This window comes from Bartonella sp. OT172YNZD (assembly GCF_042193725.1).
Classification (GTDB): Bacteria; Pseudomonadota; Alphaproteobacteria; order Rhizobiales; family Rhizobiaceae; genus Bartonella; species Bartonella grahamii_A.
This window is the reverse complement of record NZ_JBHILZ010000001.1, coordinates 16989-31395: the sequence shown is the minus strand read 5'-3', so window position 1 is coordinate 31395 and position 14407 is coordinate 16989. Positions and strand designations below refer to the sequence as shown.

11 protein-coding genes are annotated in these 14407 nt (G+C 36.6%); 5 read left to right on the top strand and 6 right to left on the bottom strand.

Annotated features, from left to right (window positions below; genetic code table 11):
• Positions 1 to 69 precede the first annotated feature (69 nt).
• The 4 genes from cyoB to gpsA all read left to right on the top strand — a co-directional run bounded on the left by cyoB (position 70) and on the right by gpsA (position 4647).
• Positions 70 to 2088 carry a cytochrome o ubiquinol oxidase subunit I gene (cyoB, locus tag ACFIJS_RS00130; RefSeq protein WP_375648683.1) on the top strand — a complete coding sequence of 673 codons (2019 nt, stop codon included), beginning with the start codon at positions 70 to 72 and terminating at the stop codon, positions 2086 to 2088.
• Positions 2085 to 2753: a cytochrome (ubi)quinol oxidase subunit III gene (locus ACFIJS_RS00125; protein WP_375648681.1), complete on the top strand. Its 669-nt coding sequence runs from the start codon at positions 2085 to 2087 to the stop codon at positions 2751 to 2753. The genes cyoB and ACFIJS_RS00125 overlap by 4 nt, the downstream gene beginning before the upstream one ends.
• Positions 2753 to 3241: a cytochrome o ubiquinol oxidase subunit IV gene (cyoD, locus tag ACFIJS_RS00120; protein ID WP_375648679.1), complete on the top strand. Its 489-nt coding sequence runs from the start codon at positions 2753 to 2755 to the stop codon at positions 3239 to 3241. Before ACFIJS_RS00125 ends, cyoD begins: the two co-directional genes overlap by 1 nt.
• A 398-nt stretch (positions 3242 to 3639) precedes the next feature.
• The gene (gene gpsA, locus ACFIJS_RS00115) at positions 3640 to 4647 is read left to right on the top strand and encodes an NAD(P)H-dependent glycerol-3-phosphate dehydrogenase (RefSeq protein WP_375648677.1); all 1008 of its coding nucleotides are present in this window, start codon (positions 3640 to 3642) and stop codon (positions 4645 to 4647) included.
• Between the two features lie 1882 nt (positions 4648 to 6529).
• Here the strand turns inward: gpsA and fabI are convergent.
• From fabI to fabA, 3 genes are read right to left on the bottom strand one after another with little or no spacing between them, the layout of a single operon-like run.
• On the bottom strand, positions 6530 to 7348 hold the full coding sequence (gene fabI, locus ACFIJS_RS00110) for an enoyl-ACP reductase FabI (protein ID WP_375648675.1): 819 nt from the start codon (positions 7346 to 7348) through the stop codon (positions 6530 to 6532).
• A 47-nt stretch (positions 7349 to 7395) separates the two neighbouring features.
• Positions 7396 to 8616, bottom strand: coding sequence for a beta-ketoacyl-ACP synthase I (gene fabB, locus ACFIJS_RS00105; RefSeq protein ID WP_375648673.1), 1221 nt, complete (start codon positions 8614 to 8616; stop codon positions 7396 to 7398).
• A 57-nt stretch (positions 8617 to 8673) separates the two neighbouring features.
• A complete protein-coding gene (fabA, locus tag ACFIJS_RS00100; protein WP_375648671.1) occupies positions 8674 to 9183 on the bottom strand; it encodes a 3-hydroxyacyl-[acyl-carrier-protein] dehydratase FabA in 510 nt (169 codons plus the stop codon).
• 230 nt (positions 9184 to 9413) lie between these two features.
• On the opposite strand from fabA, the gene irrA reads away from it, so the two are divergent.
• Entirely contained in the window at positions 9414 to 9926 is a 513-nt protein-coding gene (irrA, locus tag ACFIJS_RS00095; protein WP_375648669.1) for an iron response transcriptional regulator IrrA, read from the top strand.
• Positions 9927 to 9972: 46 nt separating this feature from the next.
• Here the strand turns inward: irrA and ACFIJS_RS00090 are convergent, their stop codons facing one another.
• From ACFIJS_RS00090 to ACFIJS_RS00080, 3 genes are all read right to left on the bottom strand, one after another.
• Complete coding sequence (locus ACFIJS_RS00090) at positions 9973 to 10533, bottom strand: SH3 domain-containing protein (protein WP_375648667.1); 561 nt, start codon at positions 10531 to 10533, stop codon at positions 9973 to 9975.
• 1604 nt (positions 10534 to 12137) lie between these two features.
• Positions 12138 to 12371 carry a 30S ribosomal protein S21 gene (gene rpsU, locus ACFIJS_RS00085; RefSeq protein ID WP_273717519.1) on the bottom strand — a complete coding sequence of 78 codons (234 nt, stop codon included), beginning with the start codon at positions 12369 to 12371 and terminating at the stop codon, positions 12138 to 12140.
• A 204-nt stretch (positions 12372 to 12575) separates the two neighbouring features.
• Positions 12576 to 14249 (bottom strand): formate--tetrahydrofolate ligase, encoded by a 1674-nt coding sequence (locus ACFIJS_RS00080; protein WP_375624711.1) that lies wholly within the window; start codon positions 14247 to 14249, stop codon positions 12576 to 12578.
• Positions 14250 to 14407: the final 158 nt, after the last annotated feature.

Genomic DNA, 14407 nt, shown 5'->3' with positions numbered 1-14407 from the left:
AGTAAAGAAAGAGCCCTTTTAACATAAGGTTTCTTTTAAACTTGAATTTCATTTGAAATGGGTTGAGAAATGTTTGGAAGACTTACAGATCCTACGGCAGGTGCTTTTCATGCACTTGCACATGAACCAATCGTTTTATACACGTGTATTGCGATTGTTTTGGTTGGTTTAATTGCTGTTGTTGCTCTGACGGTACTTGGGTGGTGGGGGATTCTATGGCGAAATTGGATTACAACTGTTGACCATAAACGCATAGGCATTATGTATATAGTTCTTGGAATTATTATGCTTGTTCGCGGTTTTGCGGACGCACTTATGATGCGAACACATCAAGCTTTAGCTCTTGGGAGTGAAACTGCAGGTTATTTGCCTCCTGACCATTTTGATCAAATTTTTTCGGCGCATGGCACTATCATGATTTTTTTCATGGCTACGCCTATTTTATTTGGTCTTTTTAATTATCTTATACCGCTTCAAATTGGTGCTCGTGATGTTGCTTTTCCCTTTGCAAATAATCTAGGTTTCTGGATTACAGCTGCAGGGGCAATATTAATTAACATATCCCTAGGTGTTGGGAATTTTGGTCGTGGTGGTTGGTTGATGTACCCACCTTTTACAGAATTGCAAATGAGTCCAGATACAGGGGTAGACTATTATTTATGGTCGCTTCAACTTTCTGGTATAGCGACAACAATGGGGGCGGTCAATTTCGTTGCGACTTTGATTAAAATGCGTGCTCCTGGGATGACGATGATGAGAATGCCTGTTTTTTGTTGGAGCGCTTTTGTTAGCAATGTTCTTATTTTAGTTATTTACCCTGTCTTAACTGTAGCATTTGCACTCTTGGCATGCGATCGTTATTTGGGTATGAATTTCTTTTCTAATGTTGGTGGCGGAAATCCAATGGTATGGATTAACTATGTTTGGGTTTTTGGTCATCCTGAGGTTTATGTTTTGGTTGTTCCTGCTTTTGGAATTGTTTCTGAGGTTGTATCAACTTTTTCTTCAAAACGCCTCTTTGGTTACACTTCGATGATATGGGCCATGTTGGTTATTTTGATTCTTTCGCTTCTTGTTTGGGGACATCATTTCTTTACAATGGGTGGCGGTGAAGCTGTGAATACTTTCTTTGGTATTGCGACAATGATTATTGCCGTTCCAACAGGTGTAAAAGTCTTTAATTGGCTGCTAACTATGTATAAGGGGCGGATTCGCTTTGAGCCTCCAATGCTTTGGTGCATGGGAATGATTTTTACATTTGTTGGTGGTGGATTAACCGGGGTTTTATTATCTATTGTGCCTGCTGATTGGCAGTTTCATAATTCGTTGTTTTTGGTAGCGCATTTCCATCATACAATTATTGGGGGTGTCGTTTTTGCGTACTTAGCGGGGATTGCATTTTGGTTTCCAAAAGTTTTTGGTTATAAACCAAATCGGGCATTGGGTATTGCATCTTTCTGGTGTTGGTTCATTGGTTTTTACCTTGCCTTTTTCCCAGTTTACGCACTTGGTTTAATGGGTGGGACGCGTCGTCTCCAGCATTACATGGAACCTAGTTGGCAACCGATGTTTATGATTGCTGCATTGGGTGCTTTTATTATTTTGCTTGGTATCCTTTGTTTTGTGCTGCAAGTTGTTTTGGCGATTTGGTACGGTGTCAAACATAAGGGACGTTTACCTGTAACATTAAATGATTCTTGGGGTGATGCACGGACCCTGGAATGGTCTATCTCTTCACCGCCTCCTTCTTACAATTTTGCAATAGTTCCGAAAATACAGTCTGATGACGCTTATTGGAATATGAAAAAAAGTGGTTATCAACGTCCTACCAGTGGATTTACAAAAATTCATATGCCGTCCAATACATCGGCTGGAATTATTGCGGGATTCTTCTCATTAGTTGTTGGTTTTGCGCTTGTCTGGCATATTTGGTGGCTTGTTGCGGTAGGCTTGATTGGTTTTATTGCAACGCTTGTGTGTCATTCATTAACAGGTGACCATCATGGTTATTATATTCCGGCTGAAGAAGTACAAAAAACTGAAGATGCCTTTACAGCTGTTCTTAAAGAACAAGGAGTGACAGTATGAGTGCAGTAACAATGAATAATGTGAGTGCTGTGGATGAACATCACCACGATAGTAGTTCGGTAATGACGTTTGGTTTTTGGATCTATATTCTTTCAGATTTGATCCTGTTTTCGACACTTTTTTCAAGTTTTGCTGTGTTTTCTGCTTCTTATGGTGGTGGTAAGGCGGGCAATGAGTTTATTGATTTAAAATTTGTTTTGGTTGAGACTGCTTTCTTGTTGTTTTCATCCGTCACTTATGGTTTTACAATGGTACAAGCACATAAAAATAACATCAGTGGTGTGCGTTTATGGATGGCTATTACCTTTGTATTTGGGTGTTGCTTCATTGGTATGGAACTTTACGAATTTCATGAACTTTTGGGTGAGGTCTTTTATTACGATCCAAATGCTTACGCTGGTATTGATTCTGCAACAGGTTTACAGCTTTTTGGACGGGAGATTCTCTCTGCTTATTGGTCAGCATTTTTTTCTTTGGTGGGCACACATGGACTTCACGTAAGTGTTGGTCTTCTTTGGATGGTTGTGATGTTTTTTCATCTTCGTTGTAATGGTTTGGATCAGAACAATAAAACACGTTTAGCATGCCTTTCCATTTTTTGGCATTTACTTGATATTGTATGGGTTGGTGTTTTCACCATGGTTTATTTATTAGGAGCGTTGTGATGAGCGTGCAAAATGAAACACATGGTCCCAGTACTGGTTCCTATTTGGTTGGCTTTATTCTGGCTGTATTTTTCACTTTGGGTTCTTTTGTTCCTGTGATGTATGGAATGATGGAAAGTTGGGCAGTTAGTACAAAGGTTGCGTATCTTATTGGGATGGCGATTATTCAGATTATAGTACAAATTGTTTTCTTTTTGCACTTGAATTCTGGTCCAGATGCCAAATGGAATTTAAGCGCGTTGTGGTTTGCTGCTATTTGCGTTTTTGTTATTATTGGAGGAACTTGGTGGGCTATTTCTCATTTGAATTATAATATGATGGGTGGCTCAGGACGTGTTATTGAACCGGAAACATCAAGTAGAGATGATTCTTCAATATCTGAACAGTTATCAAACAAAGATATATCCGTAAGAAAACAGCTAGAAAAGATACAGGGCTCAGAAATGTCTATGGGGCAGGGGTTAAGTACGCAAACTTCCGTGGAGTAGTTGTTAGAAATATCTGTGGAGTTGATGCGTCATGTATCAGCTCTTACAAGAAATTCGTAGGATATTAAAGAGGGGGGCAAGTACAAGATATCAGTGGAATGAGTATCATGATTTTGAATGTACTTTTATTTTAAAAGAGAAATTCCATGGGGTATTTAATCAAGCTTTAATTTTTGAGACAAATAGCTCTTTGTAGAGTATACAAAAAGTGATGTTTATACAATTTACTACAAAGAAAGAGAATGTGAGAAACAAGTTTTTATGTTGTGTAAGATAAAGGCTACGAAGCAGTAATGTTTTTATGATTTACCGGATTTATATTAAAGATGGCATTAAAGTTATTTGTAATAATAATATGCACTTGAAATCAAAAATTTAGAGAATAATCAGAAAACTTAATGAATACCGTTGCAATGTCAATTATTGGTGCTGGTTCTTTTGGTACTGCATTAGCGATTGCTCTTGCCCGTAATGGTCATAATGTTTTACTTTGGGGATATAATTCTCAACATATCAAAGAATTACAGGAACAACGTTGTAATCAAGTATATTTACCCGATATTCAATTCCCTGAGAATTTATTACTTGAAGCTTCGCTTGAAACTGCAATAGCAGCAAGTCACAATATATTAATCGCTGTTCCAAGCCATGTATTTCATCAAGTTTTGTATAATATTCAGCCTTATTTAGATCAGCATTCACGCGTTATTTGGGCAACAAAAGGTTTAGAACATGGTACCGGACGTTTCTTACAAGAGGTTGCTCGTGAGATTTTAGGTGAAAAAATTCCTTTAGCTGTTTTTTCTGGACCAACTTTTGCTCAAGAACTAGCTATTGGTTGGCCTACTGCAATGACGATAGCTGCTTCTGATGTTGAGTTTGGTAAAGAATTGCAGCAACTTTTTCATTGTAACAAAAGTTTTAGAGTTTATAAAAGTTCAGATATGATTGGTGTTCAATTAGGGGGAGCAGTCAAAAATGTTATTGCTATTGGTGCAGGAATATCAGATGGCATAGGGTTTGGGGCAAATGCACGAATAGCTCTTATCACACGAGGACTAGCTGAAATCAGTCGTTTAGGGGAGGCTATAGGTGCTGAGCTTTCCACATTTATGGGAATGACAGGCTTAGGTGATCTAGTTTTGACATGTACTGATAATCAGTCGCGTAATCGCCGTTTTGGAATACTTCTTGGTAAAGGAATAGATATAAAAGAAGCGGAAAAACAAATTGGTCAGATTGTGGAAGGGTACTTAAATACCAAGGAAGTACATACGTTGGCGCAACGTATTGGGGTAGAAATGCCCATTGTAGAACAAATTTATCAAATTCTCTATTGTGGTAAAAACATAACTGAAGCGGCGAACACATTATTAAGCCGCACTCTCAAGGATGAAATACAATGATATCCTGTTTTTTTAAATAATTCCAATCGTAAAAAATAGAAACATGCTATGATAGACATATAAAATAGATTGTATTGATGGGTTTATAAGACAGTCATACTCCAGAAAATTATAGATTCATATCATTCGATTCTTTATGAAGCATGGTTGAAATATAAAAGTTTTGGCTTTTGTCTAAGAACTATCTCTTTGAAAATAAATTATCGTTTCCACTTACACATGTTTATGTAATGTAATGAACAAGATATTTTGATTTTCTCTTAAATTCATCTCACAATGATATTTGCAACCAGAATAATACAAGACTCATTAGATAGAAGCATCTTATTTATGTAACGTATAAGCTAAAAATATCATTGCTATTATTGAATTTCCAATATTATTTGCTGCGTGTAACAGCTTTTGTATCTAAATAGAGGCTGGGATATTGTGTATCTCTGTTTGTGCAATTCTTTAAAACAAGAATACAATCTAATTTGGGAAGAAGATGAAATTTTAAAGATGAAAAACAGTTTCCATCTCTACCATCATTTTTAAATTCAGTTTTACGCTATCTAAAGCAATATCTTTTAAATAATGGAGATTGTCTCATACCTTTATTTTCTGATTTTTTAATGAAAGCATTTCTCTGATGTGTCAGGTAAAATAGAACGCCCAAAACAAAACACTATTGCTGTTGTATATTCACGTGCTTGTTTTAAAGAGCCCTCTCTTAAAACTTCCAAGCCCAATTCGCGGCGATGACCCTGAATAGTGTAATGATAAAGCCATTGTGCACATCTCCATCTTTACGTTTATGAAGAAGGAAGCCGAGCATCATCATACATCCTGCCAGCCCCCAATGTTGAGACAGCTCTTGGCACTTGAGGCTGTTCAGTAGAGATATTTACGCCTTTTATTTTCTCACATGTCAATTCTGTTTTTTATATGCAAGAAATGATTTTTGGAATTATAAATTTGAAAGTCTAAAATTGAAAAAATGTTATTGTACTTGTTTGTGGCTGTCATTTAAACTGAAAAATAATGTGATTATAAAGATAAGAAATTGATTTATATAAATAATTCATTTAATTTTTGTATTGAATTAATTAAAAATATACGTTTTCTTGTTACAAGGGGGGTAGTTATGTGGATAAAAATTATTAAAAATACTTCTAATGAATCATCTCAAGTGTCAAGGGTTGTTTCAACATTAGAATATGACGAGTAAAATGATGGTATCGGTTTGTCATCTGTATAAACATTAAAATGGTGGTGCAAAAAGGATTTTATGTACTTCACAGGGATTTTTTATACGTTCTACAGGTACTATTGTGAAATGGAATTGCGTGCATTGAGAAATATCTTTTAAAAAAATGCAATGAAGGAGAAACGGCTATAGTGTTTTTGGGCGTTCTATTTTACCTGATACATCAGAAAAATGCTTTCATTAAAGAACGAGAAAAATAAAAGTGTGAGGTGAAGCGTAACCTCCATTATTAAAAAAATATTGATGTGGATTCTTTTAAAACCGTAAAGCCTCATTAAAGAACAATAGTAAGATTAATGATTGATTTCCTTACGCCTTCATATTCTTCCTACATTAGATTGTATTTGCGTTTCAAGAATAAATCAAACGGTAGGCAATATTTTTTTCAATCTGGTATACAAAAGCTGAAGCTAAGGATTTTAATAATCTTCTAATCTCTGTTCCAAACTGCGATGACATGAGGACTGGATATTGATTTATAAGCAACAGCAAAAGCGTATGCTTTAGTAAGGTACATAATGTCATAAAATACTTTGCGAAACAAGGCATCATATATCTGGTTTTGTATTACACTTATTGTTATAAAGATCTGCACACGTGCCTTACGTCATATTTTTCTAAGTGCGATGATTTTTATCTTTCTTGAGCATCGTCACTTTTTTTCAGTTCTTCAAGTATTGGCATAGACATGATGTTATAGCCTGAATCAACATAATGGATTTCACCTGTAACACCTGATGATAAGTCAGAGAGTAGATAAAGAGCAGATTTTCCAATTTCATGAATATTTACAGTACGCCGTAATGGGGCATTACGGCGTTGATGTGAAAATATTGCACGTGCAGCTGCAATACCATTACCTGCTAAAGTTCTAACAGGACCAGCGGAAATCGCATTGACACGGATATTTTGAGGACCAAAGTCCGCTGCTAAATAACGTACCATAGCTTCTAAAGCTGCTTTAGCAACACCCATGATGTTATAATTAGGCACAACTTGCTGTGAAGCACTATAGGTAAGAGTTAAAAGTGTTCCTCCATTGGGCATAAGCTTACCCGCACGCTGGGCAATTTCAGTAAAGGAATAAGCTGAAATAACCATCGTGCGTTGAAAGTTTTCACGTGTTGTAACATCAACGTAACGCCCTTTTAGCTGAGTTTTATCTGAAAAACCAATGGCATGGACAATAAAATCAATTGTTTTCCATTCTTTTTCAAGTTGCTCAAAGACGTAGTCAATATTTTCAATTTTTTCAACATCACACTCCAGCACTAATTTGCAGCCAAGTTTATCTGCTAAAGGCTGAACACGTTTTCCAAAAGCATTTCCTTGATAAGTCAATGCTAATTCAGCTCCCGCTTGTGCGAGTTGACAGGCAATGCCCCAAGCAATTGAATGGTCATTTGCAATTCCCATAATAAGGCCACGTTTGCCCTCCATCAAACCTTTCATACTATTCTCCGTAAGACCGTACTTTTTCAATTACTAAGAACTTTTGTTTATACATAGCGTTGGAAAACAAGCGTTGCATTGGTACCGCCAAAACCAAAAGTATTTGACAATACGGTGTTCAGTTGTTGATGATCACGTCGTTCACGAACGATTGGCATATCAGCAAAAGCTGGGTCAAGTTCTTCAATATGGGCACTTTCACAAATAAAATTATGCTGCATCATTAACAGTGTGTAGATGGCTTCTTGAACACCAGCTGCACCCAAGGAATGACCAGTCAGAGATTTTGTGGCGGAAATTGGTGGGCATTGATCACCTGCTCCGAAGATACGGCGGATCGCTTCTATTTCAGGGGGATCACCAACAGGTGTTGCTGTTGCATGGGGATTGATATAATCAATCTTATTTTTGACGGTCGCAAGTGCCATGCGCATGCACCGTTCTGCTCCCTCACCCGATGGAGAGACCATATCGTGTCCATCCGATGTAGCGCCATAACCAACAATTTCTCCATAGATTTTTGCACCACGTGCTTTAGCGACTTCTAGTTCTTCAAGAACCAAAACGCCAGCTCCACCAGCAATAACAAATCCATCACGATTAGCGTCATAAGCACGCGAAGCTTTTTCTGGTACATCATTATATCTGCTAGACATAGCACCCATAGCATCGAATAAAACAGATAATGTCCAATCCAGATCTTCGCAACCACCAGCGAAGATGCGATCTTGCTTGCCATATTGTATTGTTTCATAAGCATTGCCGATACAATGATTGGATGTAGCACACGCAGAAGAGATTGAATAGTTTACGCCTTTAATTTTAAAAAAAGTTGCAAGTGTTGCGGATGCTGTAGAACTCATCACTTTAGGCACAACAAAAGGACCGATACGTTTTGGACCTTTTTGGCGTGTAATGTCAGCAGCTTCTACGATTGAATGTGTTGAAGCACCTCCAGAACCCATAATAATACCCGTGTGTTCATTCGATACTTCATTCGGTTCTAGCCCCGCATCAGCAATTGCCTGATCCATGGCGATATGATTCCATGCTGTTCCACGCCCATGAAAACGTAGAGCACGTCGATCTACGAGTTCTTCTATATTAATATCGGGTTTGCCGTAAACTCTGCTACGAAAGCCTAATTCGGCATATTGAGGTGCGTAAGAAATTCCGGATTTTGCTTCACGTAAACTGGTTAAAACAGCCTTAGGTTCATTTCCAATCGCGGAGACAATTCCCATTCCGGTCACAACAACTCGACGCATTCATACCTCCTCGTTTTATACAGAATAGTGAAAAGTTCTTTCTGACAGAAATAACGTTCAATCTTCTTTGAATAAAGCAACGCGTAAATCACTCGCCTTATAAATAGTCTCTCCATCTGCTTTTAGCCACCCATCAGCTATTCCTAAGACTAAATTTCCACGTCGAATACGCTTAAAATCTATTTCATATTCAAGAATTTTGGTTTGTGGAGTTACCATCCCTGATAACTTTACTTCACCTGTTGATATTGCTCTTCCTTTTCCTGGTTCGCCTAGCCAACCAAGAAAAAAACCTGTTAATTGCCACATACCATCTAGTCCGAGACATCCTGGCATGACGGGATCGCCTATAAAGTGACAATTAAAGAACCACAGGTCTGGTGTAATGTCAAATTCGGCGCGAACCATTCCTTTATCGTATTTACCATCAGTTTCACTAATTTGAGTGATTCGATGAATCATCAACATTGGCGGTGCTGGCAATTGCGCATTACCTCTACCAAACATTTCGCCGCGAGCGCAGCTTAGAAGCTCTTCATAAGTGTAGCGAGACTTTTGTTCAGCCATTGTTACTCCATTTATTTGCATATATTTTTATTTCTGCGCTTTCCCAACCTACTTTTAGAGCAAATTTCAAAGAGAGGGAAATGATTTTATATTATTTTTAATGACAAAAGCCCTTTTTTATGTATTCTACACAGGTAATTATTTAAAAATGGAGTACAAGATTACACCATACTATTCCCATTTTTTTGTTTTTTGATCTTATTTAGCAGGAATATATTTGGGTTTGTAATATGTCAGTGAGTGCAGACAATTTAGATATGAATGAGGAGCAACAGTTTACAAAAGAGTGTGGAAAAATTGTGCAATATTATTCCATTTCTATGTTAGAAAAACGTTTGCGTCAAAATGGTCTGCGTCCAACACGTCAGCGGGTGGAACTTGCACATATGATTTTTTCTCAAGGAAATCGTCATATTACTGCTGAAGAGCTTTATGAGGAAGCGGTGAGGGCAGGTGTACCTGTATCTCTAGCAACGGTTTATAATACGCTTCATCAATTTACAGAAGCGGGATTGTTACGGATTATTGCCGTAGAAGGTTCTAAGACTTGGTTTGATACCAATACCTCTGATCACTACCATTTTTATATAGAAGGCGAAAATCGTATTCTTGATATTCCTTACAATTTGGAAGAAGCTCCCATTATTAGAAATTTGCCCAAGCCACCAGCAGGTATGGAAATTTCACATGTTGATTTGATCGTGCGATTGAAACCAAAAAATCAATCTTGTGATAGGCAGTGAGGATATTCAATGAGGAATAAAAATTAAACTTGATAAGTTGGAGCGTTCACCAACCTTTTACTTTTTCATCAGGATAGATTCCCCATAACTGGGGTTGTTGAAGCCATCCGCGCGTATTATTAATGTTTAGTTCGCACCATTGTCCATCGCATTGGCGGATATTACCAATGACATTAGGTTCTACTTCCGCCACAAGTTCTGCGTTGTCGGTGGGGTTTTTTCGCAGCATTAGCCTTTTTGTTTTATCTTTTTGCCATGGAATAGTTATAGCAGTTCGCTTTCCCGATAAAAGTGATTGAAACACCCACCCCTCATCGCCTTCTGCATCACGAATTTTGCGCCATTGATCATATTCTTGGATGATTTCAATAGGCAAACCCTTTTTTTTGTAGGTAAAAATGATAGAATAGTTGCTTCCTGGTCCGACGCGTACATTAACGCTGGTGGGTTTAATCGAAGCAAATCGGGGAAGTGGTAAACCACTGGGCCCTAAATTTTGATTAAATGTTTGTGCATGCAACAAATGAGGCGACTCCAATACAATGACTGTTGCTATTAAGATACATGCTGCGAGTATTGAAAAGCGAAACCAACGAGAATTTTGCACACTGAACTCCTTTATTTCGTCATATATTGGAAATTTAAAATCTGAAAGATAAGACTAGAAACGGATAAAAATTATGACATATCGCTCGTTAAAGAGATCTAAACAATGAAAAAATTGTTACGAGAATAGCAAAATAAGGAAAACAAAAGTTTGTATTTCTTAGTGCTTATCTTGTTTATGAGGGGATAGGTATAAATAAACAGTGGATTTTTATGTAGCTGTACGCGTGATAAAACAGTAAAGTATGCTGGGTCCGTGGCAGTTTTTGTACAGGAAATTAGGGCTAAAGTATTGCATTTCTTTTCTGAGTTTGTTTCTCGAAGTAAAAGTACATGTATGCATATTATGAACAAAGAGCTGTTCAGTAAAGGGTTATCATGTGGCTTGAAGAGAAGTTTTGAATGGACAAAATAATACGATGAATAAAACATTTAAACATAAAATATGAGCAACACTATAGAGCAGATTGATATATGAAGGGCTAATTTTAACAGGACAATTTTTCGTGATAATCCATTTTATAAAATTTGTTATACCATAATCTTATGCAATGATAATGCTTATCCGATAGATAAGCTGGATCCATCATTCTATTTACCAGTTCTCAATGCTATACAGTTCTTATTATTTATGGCGTTCGTAAGAAGTCTTTTTATTTTTTTCTTAAATAGCTTTTATTCTATTTTCATACTAACTCTGCTTATGATGTACAAGAAAATAATCTTGATTGGTTCAATATGAGAAGGTGTTGAGAAACTTTACGTTATTCAGAATTATTACTTAATACGAAAAACGATTACTTATAATGATAAATCAACGCGTTAAAAACTTTAACTCGTTATTTAAATTGTAAAAATATTTCCATCAAAAATGGTAACATAAAGCGCATTCATCCATATTAAAAATACAGTGTTTTCTCTGTTTATTGTCAATTTTTTCTCTAACTCAGTATAGAAGAAAGTTGAATGAAATAGAAGGGGTTATTGGATACACTTATGAGGGTAATTACATAAGTGATGAATAGAAGAAATTTATCAAGAAAAAAGAATCTTTAGTGCAGCGGTTGAAATTCGTCATCCTTTAGAGAGACAGAGTCAAGAGATATAAAAAGTTATAGAATTATATCGTTTTGTTACATAACTGAAGGGAAAGAGGATTATGCATTTGATATCATATTTTTACATACAATCGTATATTGCGATAGTTATTTTTGTTTTGTAATCTGACCTAGGATGTTCGAAAGATATAGAATATTTAATAACAAAAAAAGAAAACCATCATGAAATTTGTACATAAGAAACAGTTATTAAGAGATATCCAGAAGGAAAAAATTATAGCGAACAGTGATAATAAAATACCTCACACTCAATTTACATAGGAACAAGTTGCTTAAATATCTAAAGTGTAGTTTGTTATCTGTTTTTGAAATATAAGAGTGAAAAAAACCACCGCTATGACAGAAACCTTATTATTTTCAGATAACTAACATATTAGATAACATTGTACAGAAAAACCCACACACAAGCAATTTATTGCAATCGCCTATGAAGATAAAATTTTCTGGAAGCTTACTATCTACTGCTTATGCAATTACATAAAGTATATTACTTTACCGCAACAGTTCGCCCGTTACTAACAAAACCTTCCCTTTGCGCACGCTTACGAGCAAGCTTACGTGTACGACGAATAGCCTCAGCTTTTTCACGAGCACGCCTCTCAGATGGCTTCTCATAATAACTACGCATTTTCATTTCACGGAAGATACCTTCACGCTGCATCTTTTTTTTCAACGCACGGAGCGCTTGGTCAACATTATTATCACGAACGAGTACTTGCACTATCTATCCTGCTTTTTTCAGTGTCATAAATGATAGAAAAAACCTACGTCCTTTTAAAGGCATATCTAAAAGGACAAGCATCTATATCATATAAATAAGACATTTGTCTATATCGCTTTTTAAAATTCTATTCTTTTAGCAATAAAACGCTTTTTATAATGAATACATAATTAAAATGAATACATAGAATTTATGGTTATAAATTTATGAAAGTCCTTGTATTTGATCATTTTCGTCAAGATGAATTTTTTCAGCCGTGGGATAATGGGGTAGTCCCGGCATGGTCATAACATCTCCACAAATGACAACAATAAAGCCGGCTCCTGCGGAGAGACGAACTTCTCGTACGGGAATTTCAAAATCAACAGGAGCACCATATTGCTTGGGATCAGAAGAAAAAGAATAAGGTGTTTTTGCCATACAAATAGGGTAGGCACCAAAACCTTCTTTTTCCCAAGATTCAAGTTGTTTGAGAATAGGGGCTGAGATGATGGCGCCACGCCCACCGTATAGCTTTGTTATAATACAATTAATTTTTTGAACGAGCGGAATATTATCTTGATATAAAACTTTAAAATGAGAATGTTTTTCTTCAATCAAGGTAACGAGTTCTTGTGCAAGTTCTATAGCGCCTTTTCCACCTTGTTCCCAATGCTTACAGATAATAGCTTTGTGTCCAGTTGTTGCAACTATTTTTTGTAATGTTTTTATTTCAGCATCGCTATCGCTGTCAAAATGATTAATAGCCACAACACAAGGAATACCGTAGTGCTCCATATTTTTTATATGTCGTAAAAGATTGGCTGTTCCTTTTTCTAAAGCGGTGATATTTTCTTCTGTCAGGTTATTTTTATCCACACCACCATTCATTTTTAATGCACGAATAGTTGCCACGATCACTGTAGCATTTGGTACAATACCTGCTTGCCTACATTTGATATTGAAGAACTTTTCTGCTCCAAGATCTGCTCCAAACCCTGCTTCTGTGACAACATAATCAGCAAGTTTTAAAGCAGTTTTTGTTGCTATAACTGAATTGCAACCATGAGCAATGTTGGCAAAAGGTCCTCCATGAACGAGAACAGGATTATTTTCAATTGTCTGTACGAGATTGGGTTGTATAGCGTCTTTGAGAAGAACTGCCATTGCACCTTCCGCATTGAGATCAGAAACGGTGATGGGCGTTTTATCATAACGATAAGCAACAATAATTTTTTTGAGTCTTTGTGTAAGGTTTTCTAAATTTTCAGAGAGACAAAGAAGTGCCATAATTTCTGACGCAACAGTAATATCAAAACCTGTTTGGCGTGGAAAACCATTTGTTATGCCCCCCAATGAAATAATAATATCGCGCAATGCACGGTCATTCATATCAAGAACGCGTTTCCAAACAATGCGACGCGGATCAATGTTTAGAGTATTTCCCCAATAAAGATGATTATCGATCATTGCGGCAAGAAGATTATGAGCAGCTGTAATAGCATGAAAATCACCGGTAAAATGTAAATTAAGGTCATCCATTGGAACGACTTGCGCATAACCACCACCAGCAGCACCACCTTTTACACCAAAACAGGGACCTAAAGACGGTTCTCTCAAGGTAGCTATTGTTTTTTTTCCAATAAGATTAAGAGCATCACTTAGACCAACTGTTGTTGTTGTTTTGCCTTCTCCGGCAGGTGTGGGATTGATAGCTGTGACGAGGATAAGTTTACCATCTGGATTTTTATTAAGCGATTTTATGTATTCAGAAGAAATTTTAGCTTTATCATGACCATAGGGAATGAGATTTTCATGTGAGATACCAATTTTTTGTGCAATTTCAATAATATGCTGCTTTTTAGCAGTGCGAGCAATTTCAATATCTGTTTTAGGCATGGAAAAATTGTTTAAACTTAGCTTTTACTAATGTTCGGGATCTGTACCCCATGGATTAATTAGAAGAATTCATAGAGAACAGAAAATATTAAGATATCATAGAAGTTGATGATATGCTATGCAAGAGATAATGTTAAAGAAGCACGAGAAGAGTTTCA